General features: G+C 30.5%; 20 protein-coding genes. 11 read left to right on the plus strand and 9 right to left on the minus strand.

What is annotated here, in order from left to right:
• Positions 1 to 60: 60 nt before the first annotated feature.
• Positions 61 to 1,446 carry a tetratricopeptide repeat protein gene (locus tag D3P13_RS18395; RefSeq protein WP_232829242.1) on the plus strand — a complete coding sequence of 462 codons (1,386 nt, stop codon included), beginning with the start codon at positions 61 to 63 and terminating at the stop codon, positions 1,444 to 1,446.
• Here the strand turns inward: D3P13_RS18395 and D3P13_RS18400 are convergent.
• From D3P13_RS18400 to D3P13_RS18410, 3 genes are read right to left on the minus strand one after another with little or no spacing between them, the layout of a single operon-like run.
• On the minus strand, positions 1,443 to 3,071 hold the full coding sequence (locus D3P13_RS18400) for an ArnT family glycosyltransferase (RefSeq protein ID WP_117884435.1): 1,629 nt from the start codon (positions 3,069 to 3,071) through the stop codon (positions 1,443 to 1,445). The two genes, D3P13_RS18395 and D3P13_RS18400, sit on opposite strands and share 4 nt — an antisense overlap.
• Before the next feature lie 51 nt (positions 3,072 to 3,122).
• Positions 3,123 to 3,761, minus strand: a complete 639-nt coding sequence (locus tag D3P13_RS18405; RefSeq protein WP_117884437.1) for a lipid-A-disaccharide synthase N-terminal domain-containing protein — start codon at positions 3,759 to 3,761, stop codon at positions 3,123 to 3,125.
• Positions 3,758 to 4,480, minus strand: coding sequence for a glycosyltransferase family 2 protein (locus D3P13_RS18410; protein WP_117884439.1), 723 nt, complete (start codon positions 4,478 to 4,480; stop codon positions 3,758 to 3,760). The genes D3P13_RS18405 and D3P13_RS18410 overlap by 4 nt, the downstream gene beginning before the upstream one ends.
• Before the next feature lie 142 nt (positions 4,481 to 4,622).
• Between D3P13_RS18410 and D3P13_RS18415 the strand changes: the two genes are divergently transcribed.
• The 4 genes from D3P13_RS18415 (at position 4,623) to D3P13_RS18430 (ending at position 9,430) form a co-directional block, all read left to right on the plus strand.
• On the plus strand, positions 4,623 to 5,549 hold the full coding sequence (locus D3P13_RS18415; RefSeq protein WP_117884440.1) for a DUF368 domain-containing protein: 927 nt from the start codon (positions 4,623 to 4,625) through the stop codon (positions 5,547 to 5,549).
• Between the two features lies 1 nt (position 5,550).
• Positions 5,551 to 6,582 (plus strand): DUF368 domain-containing protein, encoded by a 1,032-nt coding sequence (locus tag D3P13_RS18420; protein WP_117884442.1) that lies wholly within the window; start codon positions 5,551 to 5,553, stop codon positions 6,580 to 6,582.
• Positions 6,539 to 7,285 (plus strand): shikimate dehydrogenase family protein, encoded by a 747-nt coding sequence (locus tag D3P13_RS18425; RefSeq protein WP_117884444.1) that lies wholly within the window; start codon positions 6,539 to 6,541, stop codon positions 7,283 to 7,285. Before D3P13_RS18420 ends, D3P13_RS18425 begins: the two co-directional genes overlap by 44 nt.
• A 132-nt stretch (positions 7,286 to 7,417) precedes the next feature.
• The gene (locus D3P13_RS18430; protein ID WP_117884446.1) at positions 7,418 to 9,430 is read left to right on the plus strand and encodes a DUF349 domain-containing protein; all 2,013 of its coding nucleotides are present in this window, start codon (positions 7,418 to 7,420) and stop codon (positions 9,428 to 9,430) included.
• On the opposite strand, the gene D3P13_RS18435 is transcribed toward D3P13_RS18430, so the two are convergent.
• Positions 9,427 to 10,104, minus strand: coding sequence for a DUF6090 family protein (locus tag D3P13_RS18435; RefSeq protein WP_117884449.1), 678 nt, complete (start codon positions 10,102 to 10,104; stop codon positions 9,427 to 9,429). The two genes, D3P13_RS18430 and D3P13_RS18435, sit on opposite strands and share 4 nt — an antisense overlap.
• Positions 10,105 to 10,169: 65 nt before the next feature.
• The gene (locus tag D3P13_RS18440; protein WP_117884450.1) at positions 10,170 to 11,174 is read right to left on the minus strand and encodes a 3-oxoacyl-ACP synthase III family protein; all 1,005 of its coding nucleotides are present in this window, start codon (positions 11,172 to 11,174) and stop codon (positions 10,170 to 10,172) included.
• Between the two features lie 151 nt (positions 11,175 to 11,325).
• Between D3P13_RS18440 and D3P13_RS18445 the strand changes: the two genes are divergently transcribed.
• The 3 genes from D3P13_RS18445 (at position 11,326) to D3P13_RS18455 (ending at position 16,373) form a co-directional block, all read left to right on the plus strand.
• Positions 11,326 to 11,868, plus strand: coding sequence for a porin family protein (locus tag D3P13_RS18445; protein ID WP_117884453.1), 543 nt, complete (start codon positions 11,326 to 11,328; stop codon positions 11,866 to 11,868).
• Positions 11,869 to 11,997: 129 nt separating this feature from the next.
• The gene (gene htpG, locus D3P13_RS18450) at positions 11,998 to 13,926 is read left to right on the plus strand and encodes a molecular chaperone HtpG (RefSeq protein WP_117884456.1); all 1,929 of its coding nucleotides are present in this window, start codon (positions 11,998 to 12,000) and stop codon (positions 13,924 to 13,926) included.
• 134 nt (positions 13,927 to 14,060) lie between these two features.
• Positions 14,061 to 16,373, plus strand: a complete 2,313-nt coding sequence (locus D3P13_RS18455; protein WP_232829243.1) for an FUSC family protein — start codon at positions 14,061 to 14,063, stop codon at positions 16,371 to 16,373.
• Here D3P13_RS18455 and D3P13_RS18460 read toward each other — a convergent pair.
• Together D3P13_RS18460 and D3P13_RS18465 are read right to left on the minus strand one after the other, a co-directional pair.
• Positions 16,370 to 16,768 (minus strand): hypothetical protein, encoded by a 399-nt coding sequence (locus D3P13_RS18460; protein ID WP_117884460.1) that lies wholly within the window; start codon positions 16,766 to 16,768, stop codon positions 16,370 to 16,372. The genes D3P13_RS18455 and D3P13_RS18460 overlap by 4 nt on opposite strands.
• Positions 16,749 to 17,357 carry an RNA polymerase sigma factor gene (locus D3P13_RS18465; RefSeq protein ID WP_317124803.1) on the minus strand — a complete coding sequence of 203 codons (609 nt, stop codon included), beginning with the start codon at positions 17,355 to 17,357 and terminating at the stop codon, positions 16,749 to 16,751. Before D3P13_RS18465 ends, D3P13_RS18460 begins: the two co-directional genes overlap by 20 nt.
• A 122-nt stretch (positions 17,358 to 17,479) precedes the next feature.
• Here D3P13_RS18465 and D3P13_RS18470 point away from each other — a divergent pair, with 122 nt between their 5' ends.
• The gene (locus tag D3P13_RS18470) at positions 17,480 to 17,827 is read left to right on the plus strand and encodes a DUF6249 domain-containing protein (protein ID WP_117884464.1); all 348 of its coding nucleotides are present in this window, start codon (positions 17,480 to 17,482) and stop codon (positions 17,825 to 17,827) included.
• 62 nt (positions 17,828 to 17,889) lie between these two features.
• Here D3P13_RS18470 and D3P13_RS18475 read toward each other — a convergent pair whose 3' ends face one another.
• Positions 17,890 to 18,588 carry a M15 family metallopeptidase gene (locus tag D3P13_RS18475; RefSeq protein WP_117884466.1) on the minus strand — a complete coding sequence of 233 codons (699 nt, stop codon included), beginning with the start codon at positions 18,586 to 18,588 and terminating at the stop codon, positions 17,890 to 17,892.
• 246 nt (positions 18,589 to 18,834) lie between these two features.
• Between D3P13_RS18475 and D3P13_RS18480 the strand changes: the two genes are divergently transcribed.
• Positions 18,835 to 19,917: a hypothetical protein gene (locus D3P13_RS18480; RefSeq protein WP_117884468.1), complete on the plus strand. Its 1,083-nt coding sequence runs from the start codon at positions 18,835 to 18,837 to the stop codon at positions 19,915 to 19,917.
• 26 nt (positions 19,918 to 19,943) lie between these two features.
• Here D3P13_RS18480 and D3P13_RS18485 read toward each other — a convergent pair whose 3' ends face one another.
• On the minus strand, positions 19,944 to 20,726 hold the full coding sequence (locus tag D3P13_RS18485; protein ID WP_117884470.1) for a S1/P1 nuclease: 783 nt from the start codon (positions 20,724 to 20,726) through the stop codon (positions 19,944 to 19,946).
• Positions 20,727 to 20,839: 113 nt separating this feature from the next.
• Here D3P13_RS18485 and D3P13_RS18490 point away from each other — a divergent pair, with 113 nt between their 5' ends.
• Entirely contained in the window at positions 20,840 to 21,694 is an 855-nt protein-coding gene (locus D3P13_RS18490; RefSeq protein WP_117884472.1) for an SPFH domain-containing protein, read from the plus strand.
• The last annotated feature ends 43 nt before the right edge of the window (positions 21,695 to 21,737 follow it).

Below are 21,737 nucleotides of genomic sequence, written 5' to 3' on the forward strand. Positions count from 1 at the left end.
TGTACACCTGATAAAAAAAGAGTTTAGAGTAATTTTAAATTCATAAGAAAACCTGATTATATGCACGCATTTCAAAGTGATGATGATGAAATTCCATTATCAAAATTTGAATCAATGTTGAAAACAAATAGCGTATATTTTTTCGATTCAACTGAATTTGAAGAAATTATAATACACTATATGAATGTTGGTAAGATGTCATTGGCTAAAAAGGCTTTAGATTTAGGGTTGAGACAACATCCTGATTCTGTAGCTTTAAAACTGGCCTTTGTTGAGGTGCTCTTATATGAAGATAAAATTAATAAAGCAGAAGAGTTATTAATTGAATTGGAAGAAATTGAGCCTTTAAACGATCAAGTTTTTCTTCATAAAGCCAGTTTGTTGTCTAAAAAAGACAAGCATATAGATGCTATCTTGGCGTTGAATCAAGCACTTTTATATACCGAAGATGAAGCGGATGTTTATTCTATGATAGGCATGGAGTATTTGTATATGGAAGATTTTGATACAGCTCGATTAAATTTTGCCAAATGTTTGGAAGTAGAATTTGATGACTATTCAGCTTTATATAATGTAATTTATTGTTTTGATATGCTAGATCAGCATAAAGAAGCTATTGATTATTTATTAAATTATATAGAGAAAGATCCATATAGCGAAATCGCTTGGCATCAATTAGGTCGACAGTACTTTATGATGGATAATTTTTCAGAGGCTTTAAATGCATTTGATTATTCCATTTTAATTGATGAATATTTTATTGGAGCCTATCTAGAAAAAGCAAAAACACTTGAGGAATTAGGAAGGTTTGAAGAAGCTATAGCCAATTATCAATTGACGATTAGCTTAGATGATGGTACGTCATTTGCGTATCTTAGAATTGCCAATTGCTATGAGCAAATGGGGGTTACAAAACAAGCACTTAAATATTACAATATAACGGTAAAGGAAGATCCTTTGTTGGATAAAGGGTGGCTTGCTCTTACCAATTTATATGTTAAAAATAAGAATTATCAAAAGGCACTTTATTTTATCAATAAAGCCTTATTAATAGATGAAGATAATTCAATCTATTGGATGCGTTATGCTGAGATTAATCTAAAATTAAACTTTTACGAAGAGGCTACAAAAGGCTTTCAGAAATGTTTAGATTTGGAAGACTATACCTTGGATATTTTTATAGCCTTGGCGGATATATTGCAATTTATTGGCGATTTTGATGATGCTATTGCAGTGTTATTAAGGGCTAAAAAATTATATGAGGATTTTGCTGAGATTGAATATCGTTTGGCTGGATTACATATCTTAAATCAAAAAGAAAAAGAAGGCCTAGTATTACTTAAGGCCGCCTTAAAAATTGATTATGATTATCATCATATCATTAAAGAATTGTATCCTTCAGTTTATGATTTAGAAGCCGTTAGGGTTTTAATTGCATCTTCTTAACGCTCCGAATAATAAATAGTCCATTTTCCAATTACTTTTTTAGAGTTGTAACTATTTTGTAACCAAAGTAACTTTTCTGGTAATGGTTTTTTGTAGACTAACAATACCGTTGGGTTTTTAGTGATTTCGTGTAAACTATTAAACTCATTAGGGTTTTGCAGATTGATAAGGTGTTTTTTCCAATTTAAATCTTCTTCAAATTGCGTTTCTCTATTTAACGATTCATCGCCATCGTATAAAGAAATAATAGATTTATTCAAGCCAAATGCAATAGCGGATTTTCTTGTATTATAAACTAAAATAGCTCTGTTATTTAAATTGTTTTGAAGTATAAAATCAGTTATCGGTCTGGTACCATTTACTTTTAACTCATTTTTAGAAAATATAACAGAGCTACTTATTAAAAGTAATAAAGCAATTAACAAGGAAGTGAATATAGGTTTCGATTTTACTTCTACTACTTTAGAATTATAAATAACAATAATTAGTATTAAAATGACAGCACTAGCAATGGCTAAATAAAACGGAAAATCAATATCAAAATCAATAAATGGAGCAACGATAAACGCTAAGGTGATGAGACCCGAAAACCCCAATATAATTCCGTTTACAACTTTAACTTTTCCTATTTCAATTTTTGAAAATAAATGAGCTGTTAGAATAGCAATTAAACTATATAATGGCAGTATATATAAAATACGTTTTGAAGAGGATATTGAAAAGAATACCAACGGTATAAGCACTGCAATTAACAAGGCAAAATGCAATGTTTTAAATTTAAATAGGCTCTTTTGGTCTTTTAATAAATAGAGTAGAGCTAAAAACCAAGGTAATCCAACTACCGGAGCAAAAGCTAAGAAATACCAAAACGGTTCGGTTCTTCCAAAGGCATTTTTAGAGAACCGATCAGCCGTTTGTTTGCCTAAAAAATAATCTACAAAAGCTGGGTTTTGAATACCTAAATAGATAAACCATGAAGATGCAATGCCTAGAAATAAGGTCCATGCTAATATATGATGAAAAGAAAATTTTCGCTTTGCTTTTTCGGTACGATTATAAAATATAATAAAGAGAACAGGGACGATAAATATAACAGGGCCTTTCGTTAAAAAACCTAAGGCTAAACTTATGGTGAATACATACAACGATTTTAAAAATCCTGTTTTACGATAATTCACCCAACTGTAAATACTCAATAAAGCAAAAGTGGCTAAAAAAGCATCAGTAGTCAAGTTTCGAGAGGAAATTAAAACCAAGGGAAACGTAAAATAAATAATAGATGCCCATAAGGCCGTTTTTTTATTATTGAAAAGTAAAATGGTCAATTTATATACTAAAAGTATTTGTAACAAAACAGCCAACTGCAAAAAGAACCGTGCTCCAAAAGGATTAACACCAAATATTTCATAACCCAATGCCGTAATTTGATAGGTAAAAGGAGGTTTATGATAATGATGAACATCTAATAAATTAGGATGAACATAATCTCCTGTTGCATACATTGCTCTGCCAATTTCTGCATATCTAGCATCGCTACTTTCTAATACACCATACGAACCCACATTAATAAGAAGGGCAACAGCGGCAATGATTAAAAATATGTTAAAATTATAATTATTTTTCATCTAAATGTACTTTAATTATCTTTCTAAAAATGAATTACCCAATAAGGGTTTTTATTTATCTTGCTTTAACAGTAAAACGATATTTCTACTATAAATAACAAACCCAAATAATTGGCCAATAAACAATACAGGGTCTCTTCTGATAATGGCATAACTTAAAATCATTAAAGAACCTACTAAACTTAAAAGCCAAAACCCAAAAGGGAGTGTTGATTCTTTTTTACGCTCAGAATAGATCCATTGATATACAAATCGTAGGGTGAAAATAATTTGTCCTACGCTTCCCCATATTAATAAATTAAGAGGAATATCTTCATTTCTAAATAAACGTTCTATATCTATTTGATCATTATTAAATGAATAAACAGCAATTAAAAAAGGAAAAGCGAATAAAAAACCACGTAAAAAAATTGGTAATTTTTTCCAAGAACCTTGCAATTGCATATTTCTAATGTAAATAAAATAGGTTAAGGATTGTCCGAGCATAATTGCAAAATCATCTCGTAACCAGCCATAAATAAACAGTAAAAAAGAAGCAATTAAACTTAATTGCCAAAACAGTTCAGGCGTTAATACTTTTTTTACTTTTTCAGATTGAATCCATTGTAATAACAATCGAGCTGAAAATAAAATTTGAGCAGCAAAACCTATAATGTAAACGACGTACTTATATGAAAGCCAATCGCTCATGAACCGATTTTTGACTTTTCTATGGTATAATTAATATACCTTCTACGCATCCATCTATATCCGAAAGTATCACGAAGTGCTTTAAAAGATCGGTTAAAAATATTGAATTTAGATTGACCTGCAATACGCTCAAAATGCTGTACTTTAATTTGTTTTATTTTACCATCTTGTAGCAGTATTAATGCGGGTATAAAACGATGCATTCCTTTAAAAAACGGAATTCTTTTAGCAGATTCAGTATGGATTACTTTTAGGGGACAACCCGTATCTGTAATACCGTCATTAATTAAACCACGTCTAATACTATTGGCAATTAACGATTGTATTTTTTTATTTAAGGTATCTTTTCTTTTACCTCTAAATCCAATAACAGCTTGGTAATTATCAATGTCTTCTAACAAGATATCAAAATCGTATGGTGTGGTCTGAAGGTCAGCATCAATATAACCAATTAACTGGGTGTCAATATGATCTATACCAGCTTTAATTGCAGCACTTAGTCCGCAATTTTCTTTAAATTTAAGGAATTCAAAATCAGGGTTATCAGTACAAATTTCGACAATTTTATCGAAACTTTTATCTGTTGAACCATCATCAATAAAGAGAACTTTACTTTTGGTTTTACTTTTTGAAAAATAATCAGTAAACGTACTGAATATCCTATCTAAATTGTCAATTTCATTAAAAACGGGAATGATAATAGTCATTCTATACTCCATAGGCTTATTGGTTTAGATAGTGGACTGGTTTAAACCAGTTAGATTTTGCAAATGTACAAATATTTAAAAAATCAAATTACAGTACTTCTTAAAAAATAGCTCCAAACAATTTAACTATATTTGGGGCTAATTTTTATTGTTTATGCAAAGGAGTTTAAGAGAATATATCGCAATTACCTTCAAAGGAATTGCCATGGGGGCCGCGGATGTTGTACCGGGAGTATCCGGTGGTACAATTGCTTTTATATCTGGAATTTATGAAGAGTTATTGGATACTATTAGCAGTATCAATTTGAATGCATTAAAAATTTTAAAAAAGGAAGGAGTTAAAGCCGCATGGAAGGCGATAAACGGAAATTTTTTATTTGCACTTTTGTTGGGAATAGGAATTAGTATCCTTTCTTTAGCTAAACTCATAAAATATTTACTAATAAATGAACCGGTTCTATTATGGGCATTCTTTTTCGGATTGGTATTGGCAAGTGTGTTTTTTGTTGGAAAACAAATTAGGGAATGGAATATTTTAAAAGTGGTGGTTTTATTTTTAGGTACAGCTATCGGTTATTATATTACAATTTTGCCACCTGTTGCAGCTCATGACACCTCTACATGGTTTTTATTTATGTCAGGAGCCTTGGCTATTTGTGCGATGATATTACCTGGTATTTCGGGAGGCTTTATTCTTCTGTTACTCGGTGCTTATAAACCCGTAATAACGGCTATTGATGAACGAGACTTTAAAACGCTATTTACTGTTGCTGTAGGAGCTATAGTTGGTTTGTTAGCCTTTTCGAGAGTATTAAAATGGCTTTTTGATAAATATAGAAACGTTACCTTGGCGTTATTAACAGGATTTATTGCAGGTTCCTTAAATAAAATTTGGCCTTGGAAAGAAATTCTTTCATGGCGTACAAACTCTCATGGAGAGGAAGTTCCTTTTATGGAAGAAAGTATTTCACCATTTAATTATGGTGGAGATCCTGAGATTGTTTGGGCATGCTTGTTGGCAATTTTAGGTGTTTTAGTAATTTACGGATTAGAAAAATTTTCAAAAGTGAAAGTCGCATAATATGTCTAAAGAGCGTACCATTTCGGATAGGTTTTTCCTTTTTTTGAAAGGATTGGCGATGGGTGCGGCAAATAAAGTGCCAGGTGTTTCTGGCGGTATAGTAGCTTTTGTCGGTGGTTTTTATGAAGAGTTGATTTATTCATTACAAAAGGTTAATGGAAAAGCTTTTAAATTATTGTTAAACGGTCGTTTTAAAAGTTTTTATAAATATACCAATGCACAATTCTTAATCTTAATTTTTTCAGGTAGTATTTTTAGTTATTTTACGGTTTCTCAAGTTCTTGATTATTTTATAAAAAATTACGAGTTGTTCGTTTGGAGTTCTTTTTTTGGTATGATAATAGGCTCTATTTATTATATCAGTAAGCAATTCAAAGATTGGTCTACTAAAAATATAATGGGAATATTTTTCGGAATTTCAGTGGGCATTGCTATTAGCTTTATGAGCCCTGCAAAGGAAAACGACAATTTGTTTTTTGTATTTTTTTGTGGGATAATTGGTGTGACAGGAATGACTTTACCGGGATTATCAGGCTCATTTATTTTGATATTGTTAGGTAACTATGTATTGCTTTTAGTTGATTCCGTTAATATGTTATACAAAACCATTATTGATATTTTTCAAGGTGATTTTGAATTTTTAAAAGATGTAGTTAGAATACGATATTTAAAGATTGTAGGGGTTTTTGGAGCTGGTTCCGTCTTTGGTTTAGTATTTACCTCTCAAATTTTAGCTTATGTATTAAAACGTTGGCATCAATTAGTAACAGCTGTAATTATTGGATTTATTAGTGGTTCTTTGGGGATTGTTTGGCCATGGAAACGTGCGGTTTATAAATTAGATAATGATAGTTTTTTACTTGATTCTAAAGGGCAAAAAGTAATACAAAACTACAAACGATTTATTCCCGATTTTACAGAAACAGAAACATGGTTGGCCATTACTTTTATGTTATTAGGAATTGGAATTGTTTTATTAATTGATTTTTATGGAAAAAATGCTAAAAAAAAGAAAATTCGGATTGATAGGTAAAGACATTTCCTATTCTTTTTCGAGACATTATTTTACTAAAAAATTTAAGAAATTAAATTTAGTCAATCACGAATATGGTAATTTTGATTTTCAAAATATTATTGAGTTTTCAGAAATCAATTTGAAAGAAGTTTCAGGTTTTAATGTGACAATTCCCTACAAAGAAAAAATAATAGCTTTTTTAGATAAGATAGATACTGTTGCAGAGGAAATAGGAGCAGTGAATACTATCAAAATAACTAATGATCATAAATTGATCGGATTCAATACAGATTATTATGGCTTTCAAGAATCTATAAAACCTTGGATACAATCGCATCATAAAAAAGCGTTGGTATTAGGTACTGGAGGTGCATCAAAAGCTATATTGTATGTGCTAAAAAAACTAAATATTGAATATACAGTAGTATCTCGTACGCCCATAGCTGGTCAGATTTCGTATGATCAAATCACAGAGGAAATAATGCGTAATTACACAGTGATTGTGAACAGTACTCCTTTAGGAACATTTCCTGATGTAGATAAATGTCCTAATATTCCTTATGAACACCTTAGCGATAAACATTTGTTGTTTGACCTAATTTACAATCCTGACAAAACTACTTTTTTAGCAAAAGGAGAGCAAAAAGGAGCCAAAATTGTAAATGGATCAAAAATGCTAGAATTACAAGCTGAAAAAGCTTGGGAGATTTGGAACTTATAGGCTCACTGTGCTTTACGCAACCAAACAAAAAATATTGTATCTAAATATATAAATAGGTTTGCATTTTGTCAATCCTATTACTATCTTTAAAAACTTTTAGTTTTAAAAGTGGAACCCTTAAACATTAAAATAATGTTAGACGATAAATCAAATAGTACAGAAGACGAAAAATCAACGGAAAAAGAAACCGAAGCAAATACAGAAAATGTAGAAAATTCGAAAAAAGATGCCGTTGTTGAATCAATTTCTGAAAAGGAAGTTGAAAAAACAGAAATCCCAATAGTTGTTGAAGAAAAAACGGAGTCGATAGAAGTTGACGATAAAAAGGTTGAAACTGAAGAAGTGAAATCTGAAGTTTTAGAAGAAGAAACAGTTTCAAATGAGGAAATAATAGTTTCTAAAACAACAAATGATAAGGCTGAGGAGGATGAAGTAGTAAGTTTTGATACATTAGATTTAGAGCAACTGGTTAAAGAACTTCAAAAACTATTAAAGACTGATAATATAACAAGCATCAAAACTGATGTTGATACCATAAAAAAGAATTTCAATAAGCAATTTGGTCAACTATTGGCAGAAAAGAAAGAAGCTTTTATAGCTGATGGAGGTAATGAGATTGATTTCTATTATAGTACGCCCATAAAATCTGCATACAATGATTTACTTTTTGAGTACAAAACAAAAAGAGAAGCGTTCTATGCCGAAAAGGCCAGTGAACAAAAAGACAATTTAACAAAACGATTGACTTTAATTGAAGATTTAAAAGAACTTATTGATAATGCGGAGCCATCTACCATGTATGCTCATTTTAAGGAACTTCAAGAAAAATGGCGTGGTGTAGGTAGAATTCCTAGTGCCCAATACAATGATACTTGGCGTACTTATGAACATCATGTTGAGCGGTTTTATGATTTATTACATTTAAGTAATGACTTAAGAGATCTTGATTTTAAGCATAATTTAGAAGAAAAACTAAAACTAGCCATAAGGTCAGAGGAATTAGCAGAAATGACTGATTTAAATGTTGCTTTTAAAGAATTACAGGTGTTGCATAGATTATGGAAAGAAGAAGTTGGACCGGTTGCTAGAGAACATCGTGAAGAAATTTGGGATCGTTTTAGCAATGCAACTAAGAAAATTCATGAGAAAAGACATGAACATCAAAAGGTATTAGAATCTAAGTATGAGGAGAATGTAGATAAGAAAAGAGAAGTTATTGAAAAAATTTCTAATTTAATAGAAGATAGTAGTAATACCTCTCATAAGTATTGGCAGCAAAAGATAAAAGAATTAGAAGAACTAAGACAGCAGTTTTTTAAAATTGGTAAGGTACCTCGAAATGTAAATGACAAAATCTGGAATGAATTTAAAGATTCTACGAGAAAATTTAATAAGCTTAAGAATGGCTATTATAAAAATATAAAGAACGAACAAAATAGTAACTTAGAAAAAAAGAATGCTTTAGTAGCAAAAGCAGAATCATTTAAGGAAAGTGAAGATTTTGATGCCACCACTGAAGTTATGAAGGAGATTCAAGCGGAATGGAAAACGATTGGACATGTACCAAGAAAATTTTCTGATAAAATCTGGAAACAATTTAAAGATGCTTGTAATCATTATTTTGACAGATTACACGGTAAACAAGACGAAGCAAATAAAGACCAAATTGAAGCTTTTAATAAGAAGAAAGAAATGCTTGATAATCTTAAAAGTCAAGCCGATGAAAATGAAGTAGTGAGCTTAGAGGTTATTAACTCTTATATAGAAGATTGGAATAAGTTAGAAAATTTACCACATAATATGCACCATATTGAAGTAAAATTTAATAAAACATTAAATTCACTTTATGGTAAGTTAGACTTAGATGAAAAAGAGATTGCCATGTTAAAGTTTAAGAATATGGTTAATAGTTATGTAGAAACAGACAATTATAGAAAGCTTGACAGTGAACAACTTTTTGTAAGAAAGAAAATTGATGAAGTTACTAGAGAAATTCAGCAATTAGAGAATAACATGGGCTTTTTCGCAAATACAAATGCTGACAATCCGCTTTTAAAAGGTGTTCAGAATAATATTGAAAATTATAATAATCAATTAGAAATCTGGAAGACCAAATTAAATTATATAACCAGTTTAGATTATTAATTGAACTTATTTAATTCTTTTTTTACATATTTTATTACGGTACTTATGTTAAGTGTATCGAGTAGTTGATTATTTATTTTCTGATTAGCAGATATTTGAGAGTTTATCAAATTTAATAACATGTTATCTTTTAGTTTTTGTCTGACAATTACTGTATCTGCTAGATTATTTTTATCGATTAAAAACTCTGAAAGAATGTAAGGGCGAACATTATTATAAATAAAGGCCTTATGTGATTTTGAAAAGGCATCAAAGGAGTCGTAACCTGCTTCATACCATCCTGTTAAAGCACCTCTTATGGTGTCACTGGATATGGTATTTAAATTGCCGCCTGATTTTAAGTTGATGTATGCAGAGTTCATTTTTGCATGATAGAATTCACTATCAAGGTAAATAGATAATGAGTCTAAATGAATCGCTTCTTTTGTAGTAACTTGAGTAAGATAATCGATACTGTGGTTTAAATGATTTTTCCACATTACCATGATGTATTTTTCAGTTTGTAAATCATTATAAACTGCCTTCAAAACCTTATTTACTTCTTGCTTTTCTTTTCTGTTTTCATTCCAGTTATTTAAATTAACAGCAATAAAAATACCTAATACCACGATCAAAATTTCACCTAAAACATAGGTTATTGTTTTAGGAAGTTTTTTACTTAAAAATCTTGACATATAGAATAGTATAATTATTGAATGGTAATAATGAATTTACTGTTTCGATTAATTATTCAAAGATATTACCATCTTATAATTACACTTCCCCAAGTAAATCCGCTACCAAAGGCAGCCAGTACCACTAAATCATTATCCTTAATTTTACCTTTTTCATGAGCTTCTGCTAAGGCGATAATAATAGATGCGGCAGTAGTATTTCCATATTCCATTATATTATTATAGACTTGATCATCGCTTAAGGCAAATTTTTTCTGAACAAACTGTGAAATCCGTAAATTAGCTTGATGAGGAATAAACATATCAATATCTTTTGCTGTCAGATTGTTAGCTGTTAAGCCTTCCATAATTACCTCACTAAAACGAACTACCGCATTTTTAAAAACGAAAGTGCCATCCATATATGGATAATAGGAAGTATCCTCTTCTGTAGAAGCTAAAATTTCGGGTATCCAATGCTTTATACTCGGTGATTTTACTATTAATTTATCTGCATATTTTCCTTGACTATGCAAATGCGAAGACAAAATACCTTTATTGTTATCTTCTGTTCTTGATAAAACACAAGCACCAGCACCGTCTCCAAATATTACAGAAACACCTCTACCGCGTGTACTTTTATCTAAGCCATTAGAATGGTATTCAGATCCAATTACCAATATGTTTTTATACATACCTGTTTTTATAAACTGATCAGCAGTAGAAAGAGCATATACAAACCCTGAACATTGATTTCTTATATCAATTGCTCCAATGGTAGGCATGTCTAGCATGTCCTGTATTTGAACTCCACAACCAGGAAAATAGTAATCAGGACTTAACGTAGCAAATACAATAAAATCAATATCATCTTTAGTTAAACCTGCACGTTCAATTGCAATTTTAGCAGCTTTAGCACCCATTTTTGCTGAGGTAAGGTCGCTGTCTTCAGGAATCCACCGTCTTCTTTTTATCCCCGTTCTTTCTTGAATCCATTCATCATTTGTGTCCATTAGTTTTGAAAGATCGTCATTGGTGACAATATTTTCAGGAACGTAAAAACCTAGTCCTGTAATTTTTGAATTGTACATGTTTATTGTTTTTAATACTATGCAAGATAAGTAATCTAATTGAATTTATATTTAAGTTAATTTAACTAACAAAAGTTAAATGTGGTTAATTAACAAATTTTTTAGATAGACTGCATCGTAATTTTATGACTTAATCTTAAAATCAAATCTTATGAAAAAATTATTACTTACCAGTTTTGTGCTGATCACTATGATTACTAATTCGAATGCTCAAGAGGAGTACGGAATTAAGGCTGGGTTTTTCAATTCAGAAAGAGCAACAAATAGTTCTTTTCAGAATAGTGGACTAAAAACGGATACAAATTTTAATGAAGGTATTTACTTTGGTGCCTTTGCTGAATTTAAGCTGTCTGAAAAATTCGGTTTGCGACCAGAAATTACTTATGTCTCTGTGAAAAATGATTTTGACCAATTGCGTGTTCCTTTACTGGGAACCTATAAAATTGGAAAAAAGTTTAAAGTTTTCTTAGGACCAGAGATTGGCTATCTATTAACCGATAATAAAAACTTTAATAATATCCATTTTGGAGCTACAATTGGTGTTGGTTATGAATTTATTAAAAATTTATCAATTGAAGCAAGGTATTATTATGCATTCACCGAATCTCTCAAAGAAAGTGATCAATACTCAAGTGGTTCTTCAGCAAAGTTTAATAGTTTTCAATTAGGGCTTGTGTACCGTTTTGGCAAATAAAATACTGAGTACTCTTAATACCGAGACATTAAAATGTGAAAATCTGCCATCTTGTCATTTTAATGATCTTGGTATTTTTTTTGACTATACCAAACTACTATTATAAAAATAATTTAAAACTTACATATTATGGCAAAAGGAAAAATTAATGTTTCAGTCGAAAACATATTTCCGTTAATTAAAAAATTCTTGTATTCTGATCATGAAATATTTTTACGAGAATTAATATCAAATGCTACAGATGCAACATTAAAACTTAAGCACCTTTCTACAATTGGTGAAACAAAAGTTGATTATGATAACCCACTAATTGAGGTTAAAATTGATAAAGAAGGTAAGAAATTACATATTATCGATCATGGAGTCGGTATGTCTAAAGAAGAGGTTGAAAAGTATATCAATCAGGTTGCATTTTCAGGTGCTGAAGAATTCTTAGAAAAATATAAAGATTCTGCCAAAGATTCAGGAATTATTGGACACTTTGGACTTGGATTTTATTCTGCTTTTATGGTAGCAGAAAAAGTAGAAATTATAACAAAATCACATGTAGAGGAAGAAGGTGCTATACATTGGGTTTGTGATGGTTCGCCTGAATTTACATTGACTAAATCTAAGAAAAAAGACATAGGAACAGAAATTATATTGCATATAGCTGATGATTCTACTGAATTTTTAGAAGAACACAGAATTAGTGAATTGTTGTTGAAATACAACAAGTTTATGCCTGTGTCAATTAAATTTGGTACAAAAGAAATAAATGACCCTACGTTTGAGCCTAAAACAATAAAGGATAAGGACGGTAAAGAAACTACCGAACCACATAAGCAAATTACGATAGATAATATTATCAATAACCCAAACCCTGCTTGGACGAAACAACCTGGGGATTTAAAAGATGAAGATTACAAATCTTTTTATAGAGAGTTGTATCCAATGCAATTTGAAGAACCATTATTCCACATTCATTTAAATGTAGATTATCCTTTTAATTTAACGGGTATTTTGTATTTCCCGAAGTTGACTACCAATTTAGATGTGCAAAAAGATAGAATTCAATTGTATCAAAATCAGGTATTTGTAACGGATAATGTGGAGGGTATTGTTCCAGAATTTTTACAAATGTTACGTGGTGTTATTGATTCTCCAGATATTCCATTAAATGTATCACGTAGTTATTTGCAAGCTGATGGTGCTGTAAAAAAGATTTCAAGCTATATCACTAAAAAAGTGGGTGATAAATTGCAATCATTATTTAAAAATGACCGAGAAGGCTTTGAGAAAAAATGGAACGACATTAAAATTGTCATAGAATATGGAATGCTTTCTGAGCCTAAATTCTTTGAGAAAGCTCAAAATTTCGCATTGTTTCCAACAGTAGATGATAAGTATTTTACTTTTGATGAGTTGGTTGAAAAAGTAAAACCAGCACAAACAGATAAAGATAAAAATATTGTATTGCTTTATGCTACTAATGTAGATGAGCAACACGGTTACATAGAAGAAGCAAAAGCAAAAGGTTACGAAGTACTGTTGTTAGACTCTCCTATAATTTCTCATTTAATTCAAAAAATTGAAGGTGAAAATTCTGAGTTGTCTGCAGAAAAACAACCTATAAAATTTGCGAGAGTAGATTCTGATTTTGTTGATAATTTGATTAAAAAAGACGAAGAACAAATTTCAAAATTATCGGATGAAGAGAAAACAAAATTAAAAGAGATTGTAGAAGGAATTGTGCCTAAGGATAAATATACAGTACAATTAGAAGCTTTAGATTCAAATGCCAATCCTTTTATAATTACTATACCTGAGTTTATACGTAGAATGAAGGAAATGAGCCAAACTGGTGGCGGTGGTATGATGGGAATGAGTAATTTTCCTGAAATGTATAATTTGGTGGTGAATACCAATAATGAGTTAATGCAGAAAATTATTAAATCTAAAGGTAAAAAAGAAGAATATGTGAATCAGGCCTTAGATTTGGCAAAATTATCTCAAAATTTATTGAAAGGTAAGGATTTAACAAGTTTTATCAAACGTAGTTTTGAGTTGATGAAGTAGTTCTTTTACCTTTTTAAATATCAAACCGCTTTCCTAATTCATAGGAAGGCGGTTTTTTTATGGGGTAACTATGTTAAATAATTAAAGAACCATAGTCTTGATTTTGTTAGCAGATGGTATTTAAGCATACAATCATGCAAATAGAATATAACTATCCTCACCCTAATAAACTATCTTTGCGTCACTTAATCATGGTAGGCAACTTGTTAAAATCAATTGAGTTATTTTTAAAAGGAGCTAGTTTTTACAGAGGTATTGTATTAACTATTGCTGTAACACTGCCAATCGCTATACTTTATTCTATTGGTCAGACTGCTATAATAGTTCCTATTGTTTTTGGAACATTTGTAAACGCACCTAGTGATATTCCAGGAAGTTTAAAGCGAAAAGTTAATGGTATTTTAATTAGTATTTCCTTAACCGCAATTGTTACCCTATTAATTCTATTTGCAAAACCCTATTTTTTAGTACTACTAATAGCTTTGGCAATTTTATCTTTTTTTAGTGCCATGATTGCTGTATATGGTTTTAGAGGGTCATTAATTGCATTTTCAGGTTTGTTAGCAATGGTGCTAGCCTTGGCGGTTAAGGATATAAGTGGCATTGATATTTTGTTACATGTAGGTTTATTAATTATAGGAGGCTTGTGGTACCTCATAATTTCGTTACTGTTAAGACGGATTTCTTCAAAAAAAGATCAAAAAAAGTTATTATCAGATACGCTAGAATTAACGGGAGAATATTTAAAATTACGAGGACGGCTATTAACGGAACGCGATTTGCATGATGATTTGTTTAAGAAAATATTAGAACTTCAAACTAAAATTAGCGAGAAACATGAAACGCTTCGCGAATCTCTTTTAATTACCAGAAGGAAAACAGGTCGTTCGCATTATGAAGAAAGAAGACTACTTATATTTATTTCTTTGATAGATATTTTGGAGTTGGCATTGGCAAACACGTTAGATTACGCTAAGATTGATGATTTATTTAATACTAAAAAAAATTATTTAGAGACCTTTAGTAATGTTAATGTTGTTATGGGTGAGCATTTAGTAATGTTGTCTAAAGCAATAATCAATAATAATAAAATACCTACAAAAAACGAATTACTAAACGTTTTTGCAAATGCACATAAAGAGATTGATAATTATGTTGCAGAAGTAGGTTTGCCTGAGGCTAGGGAAGGAGCCTTAACACTTCGTAATATTTACACATATCAACAACAGTTGCTATATCAAATAAGGGCTATAAGACGCGTGATGGCAAATGTAGAAAACGCGTCTAAATTATCGATAAAAAAACAAGAAGAAAGCCAGTTTATTACACTTCAAGAATATCGATTCTCTATCATTTTAGAGCATTTGAGTTTTAAATCTACCATATTCAGACATGCCTTAAGGTTAAGTGTAGCTGTAGTTGCTGCTTATTTATTGGGAAGTTTATTAGATATAAAAAATGCTTATTGGATAATTCTGACGCTAATTGTTATTATGCGACCTAATTATGGATTGACCAAAGAGCGTTCTTTAAATAGAATTATAGGAACTATTATTGGGGCGGCTGTTGCAGCTTTAATTATTTTCACTACACAAAATATAATAGTCTATGGGGTGTTGGCAGTTTTATCATTAACATTTGCGTTCTCTTTAATTCAACAAAGTTATAAGGTTGGAGCGGCCTTTATTACACTCCATGTTATTTTTGTTTATGCTTTATTACAGCCCAATGCATTTGAAGTAATTGGTTACCGAGTTTTAGATACTTTAATTGGGGCAATTCTGGCAGTTATTGCTAATTATGTACTTTGGCCACTTTGGGAATTCAAGAACTTAGATCACGATATTTTAGCTGTTTTAAAAGCAAACAATAATTATTTATTAGCAACTCAAAAGCTATATAACAAAAAAAACGGACTGAATACACATTATAAAATGCCTAGAAAAGAAGCTTTTTTAGCCATGAGTGAATTAAATGCCGCATTTCAGCGTGTAACACAAGATCCGAAATCTAAGCAGAAAGAATATCAACTTATTTATGATATAGTTACTTTAAATCATACTATTATATCAGCTATTGCATCTTTGGGTAGTTTTATTCAAAAGCATAAAGTTTCCTCTTTAAATGAACAATTTGATATTTTTATTATTCATATAAGTAATAATTTAAAAGAGGCTCGAAATATTTTAGATAAGAATAAAAAACTAAAAATTAATCAAGACGATAATATTGAAAATGCAAAAGAAGAATTGTTAGATAATTATACAAATCTAGCAAATGAAAGAGATCAAGAAATAAAATCAGGTCAACTTGATGTAAAGGAAGAAATGCTCATTAATCTGCAAGAAGCACATTTATTATATAATCAGCTAATTTGGTTGAGAAACTTGACTGATAATCTTAAAAAAGCAACTTATAAGTACAAGAAATTGGTAAGCTCAACTTAGATGTTAAGGCGTTTGTTAAAGTAATTTTTAAGTACAATAATTTGTATTAAGAATAATATAGAAACGATTATGGTAGCATATAAAGTAGTGTTTGAGAAATGCATATTAGGCAGGAAATTTAAGCTAAAATCGAATTCAAAATAGTTCAACCATTTAGATTGGGTAAGGTTTTCGTAACGAGCTATATACACTAAAGCACTTACGGTTAAAAAACTAATTAACAACCATACTTTTTTAGATATCAGAGGTTTATATTCGAATGCTTTTTGTAGATCTAATTGCTCAACTTGAGCCATAATAGAATTTGTAAATTGCATGGAAGTCGTGGTTAAAGCATCATCTTGCATTAACTTATCAACCAACGTTTCTATATTTTTATTTTCTTCTGTACGCATAATGCTCTATGGTTTCCGGTGATAGCCTTTCTTTTAATACACTTGTCAATTTTTTTCTACTTCTGAATAGTTTTACTTTAATATTATTAGATTTTAGGTGAACAATTTTAGCTATTTCATCTATGGTTAAATCTTCAAAATAATATAAAGTTAATAAAAAACTGTCTTCACTTGGTAGTAATTGCATACAATTTTGAATTGCCAATTTTTTTTCTTCTCGTTCCATTGTATCCAAGACATTGTCTAAACTTTTAATTTGATGTTCAGTATACTCATTAATAGTAATTGTTTTCTGCTTGCGTTTTGTCTTTTTTAAATTATCTAAGCAAGTATGATACGCAATGCTATAGATCCATGTTGAAAATTTTGATTCTCCTTTAAATTTATGCAATGATTTATAAGCTTTTATAAACGTATCTTGACTAACCTCTTCTGCATCCTCCTTGTTTTTGACCATTCTTAGTACCAATGTGTATACAAAATTCTTGTAACGATTCACCAAAACAGCATATTTTTGGGTATCGCCATCAAGTATTTTTAGAATACATTCTTGGTCGGTTATTTCGGTCATATATACATATGACTTCAAAAAAGTAGTTTTGGTTACAATATTTGGGAAAAAATATGTAGAAAAATCTGTAACCAAAATAAAGAAAGCTTCGTCATAAGTAACATAACACAATAAAATTAATCAATTTAAATTAAATAATTATGGGATCAGAAGTAATCATATTACCGGCAATTTTTGGAGGTATATTCGGAATTTTCTATTTGTATTTTACGACAAGAAATAAAGAACGAATGGCATTAATTGAAAAAGGAGCAGATGCAAAAATATTTACACGAGAAAGACAGCGTGCGGCTCCGGTTTGGAAAGTTATTATATTAAATTTAGCCTTATTGTTAATGGGAATTGGTGCAGGTATTGTAATTGGTGGAATTTTATATTCAAATTTTAATGTTAAAGGTGATGTTGCCATGCCAGGCTCAATTTTCTTAATGGCGGGTACTGGTTTATTGATAGGGTTTTTCTTAACCAAGAACCTAGATAAGGAATAATAAAGTAAAGTTTAGAGCATAAAAAAGCCGCTTAGTGTTTACTAAGCGGCTTTTTTATTTTATTATTCAATCGAGAAATCAAAGTAAGTGTCAGGGTAAGGTTCTTTTGCTAATGTAAAATGCCACCATTCTTTTTCATGTGGTTTAAAACCATATTTTACCATTCTACGTTGCAACATTAATCGAATAGAACGCTGGTTTTTGGTTACGTTTTTAAAATTAACATGAGATTTTTTATCAAATAAATCAAAGTCGCTACCCAAATCTAATATATGTCCCGTTTTTAAAGATACAATAGTTAAATCTACCGTACTTCCTCTACTATGACCAGATTTAGCAGCGATATATTCCTCTTTAAATAAATCTTTTTTATCTATGTTAGGATAATATTGATGTTTCATTTTAGTATCAGTAGTGTCTTGTGCCCATTTTACAAATTGATTAACAGCACGTTGAGGTCTGTATGCATCAAATACTAAAAGGCCAAAACCTAATTTTTCAAAGTCCTGTTGTACTTTCTTTAAAGCTTGAGCAGCCTCTTTGGTTAAAATACACTTGGGCTTGTTGTAACCATCTATAGGTTTTCCAATAAAGTTGTTTTCAGAATAATATCGTAAATCAGTTCTTAATTTAGGAATTACTTCTTTAGCATAAACAAAACCTTTTGGCAAGGTTCCAGAATTTTCTTGAGCTTTAACTTGATTTGAGATACTAACTAGTAATATCACTGTTAAAAGTTTTATGAAATATGAAATTTTCATTAATTTAATCTTTTGGGTTAAGTGTTTAACGCTAAAGTATTCAATATATTTTACAGAATAGTACAATGACGCTACTGTGGTTATCCTATTGCTTTTGTTATTTAAGGATTAATAGTATAAAATAAGCTTAAAATGTACCTTTGATAGGAATATTTATATTATCTAAATGAATAGAATAACAATAAGCTAGAACTTAATTTCTATGTTTATTAATTACTATATTTAACAAAATTTCAAAATTATAGAATGAATCATAAATTAATGTCAAAGAAAAAACCAAGCTTTCCTATTTCGGAGAAGCTTTCTGCTTATTTGACTAGGCATGGTAGAAATATAAAGATTCCTATTTTTTATGATGATTTATTGCGTTTTCAAGGAGCCATAGAAATTTTTGATGAAGAGGGGAATGATACCTTATGGGTTAGTGTTTTTTTTGCAGAGCACGAGCGTAATGAGATTGAATTCAGTTTAAAGCAAATTTATACTATTTTAAATGCAGATGGTAGTGATACCTTGATTCCTTATTTAAATATTGATAGTATAGATTTTTGCACTTTTGGTAACTCAAAACCATTTAGGATAAAGGTGAGAAATATTTTAAATGATATCTACACTTATTTTTATGTTAAGAGTGCGGATGCATCTCGTATTTATGGATTGGAATTAGAGCATTTACTGTCACCAAACTACATTTATTTCTTAGTTTATAAGGATACCTTAATTGAAGAGCATATTTCTGGCATACCAGGCGATACTTTTATTGAAAATCATCTAGATCAGTGTTCAGAACAGGATAAAAGGACAATTGCTAAAGAGTTTGTAAAGTTTAATGAACGTTGTTTTGTGCGTTTGTTGGGTGACATGCGTTCTTATAATTATGTAATGGTACTTACTCATGATTTTGATAGAATACTCTATAGAATCAGGGCAATCGATTTTGATCAACAAAGTTTTGAAGGGAATCCAAAGGTGTATAAACCTCAGTTTTTAAAAGAAAATAATAAATTGGTAGAAATGACTTTAGACTTACTTCGTCAAGAATCTATTGACCAATATAAATTAGAAGAACGTTCGCTATTAGCAAAAAGAGCGGCCAGTGAGGACACCCGGTTAAGCCAAGTGTTAGATTGTATGTGCAAAGATGTAATATCAACGCCTGAGAAAGTTACGGAACTTAAAGAAGGTTTATTAGAACTTACTGGTGATGTTGAATTTAAGAAAGCAAATAATATGGGAGACATATTAAAAAGTGCTTTAGGCTTTGTTGGTCGAAATTATGAAAACTTAAATCCTCATATTATTAGAAACAATCAAGTAGATAATGTTTAGTAAATGTAAAATTTGTTTAAAATATATTAAGCAAAAATATCATTTAACAATTCTGCCAATCTAATTCCTGCTTTTTGAAGTTGCTGTCTTACGGTTTTAAAGTGATCATAATTATATTGGTAACGTAAATTTTCACCAACTTCAACAGAAGCATATATTTTTTTAGTAAGATTATGTGATTCATTTACCCAATCAATTACAGAACCTGCTTGAATGGTTTTTAATTGTACTTTGGATAAGTCTTGTTCGTTGTCTGCCAATTCTAAGTAACTCATTCCCCATTCATTAATCATATCACTATCCCAAACGCGGTGTAAATTTGTGCCTTTACCAAACCATTGTACTTGTACTGTATTTCCACCTTTATCTTCAGCTCTACCAACATGCATAGGTTGGTGTAAGTCGCCCACTAAATGCACTAACAATTTTAAATAAAAAACTTTGTCTTCTTTAGAGCTGTTATCGTCTTTTAAAACTTCAACACATTTATTAATACCTGTAACCACATCACCTTGTGGATTTTTTTCTGATGTTTCATAAGTTTTGTCAAAAGGCATATTCACATAATGCCATGTGTAAAACTTATTATACTTTTTATCAGATTTTATCTCATCGCCATAGGTCGATACAAATGCTAGACTTTGACCATCTAATAACTTATCAATCTTTTTACGCACGCTTTTCTTTAAATGATTTTCTGCGATTTTCCCTGTAGTTCTGTGTCCAGTTGGTCCCCACTCTATAGAAGTAGCAAAGATTGAGCTTGAAATAAATAGTGCAGATATAAAAAGTGAAATTTTTGAGATCATAAGTAATATATTTCTACAAAAGTAAGAAATAAATTGGTGATACTATTTGTAAATATCAAAAATAATGTTATATCTTAGCGATATCAAAATAATATCATTCTAAATCAAATAATATGAAAGAAGAAAAAATTATAAAAGTACCCAATGGTTATTTTATGCTGTTTTTAAGCCTCGTTTTAATATGCGGAGGTATTTACGGGTTTGTTGCTTTTGATATGGTTTTTGTGGTCGCTGTTGTAATAGGAATATTTCTGCTACCTGGCTTTTTCTTAGTGAACCCTAACACCTCAAAAGTATTGTTGCTTTTCGGTAAATACGTAGGTACTGTAAAGGATAATGGATTTTTTTGGGCAAATCCTTTTTACACCAAAAGAAGAATTTCTTTAAGAGCAAGTAACTTTGATAGTGAACGCGTAAAGGTAAATGACAAATTAGGTAACCCGATAATGATAAGTACCATTTTGGTTTGGCGTGTACAAGACACTTTTAAAGCGGCTTTTGATGTTGATAATTTTGAAAACTTTGTTAGAGTACAAAGTGATGCAGCAGTAAGGAAATTAGCAAGTTTATATCCTTACGACAATTTTGCAGATGAAGGTTTAGATGAAGATATTACGTTAAGAGCAAGTGTAAATGAGGTAAGCGAAGCTTTAGAAAAGGAGTTGTCAGAGCGTTTGGCAATGGCAGGTATTGAGGTGTTAGAAGCCAGAATAGGCTACTTGGCATACGCACAAGAAATTGCAAATGCGATGCTGAAGCGTCAACAAGCCACTGCCATTGTAGCGGCAAGACATAAAATTGTTGAAGGTGCAGTGAGTATGGTAGAAATGGCTTTAGAAGAACTAAGTAAAAAAAATATAATAGATCTTGATGAAGATAGAAAGGCAGCTATGGTTAGTAATTTGATGGTCATACTTTGTTCCGATAAGGATGCAACACCCGTTGTAAATGCAGGAACACTAACTTAAAATTTATAGGGTATGTCAGGATATATATTTGGCAAAAAGAAAA

This window comes from Aureibaculum luteum (genome assembly GCF_003449015.1).
Lineage (GTDB): Bacteria > Bacteroidota > Bacteroidia > Flavobacteriales > Flavobacteriaceae > Aureibaculum > Aureibaculum luteum.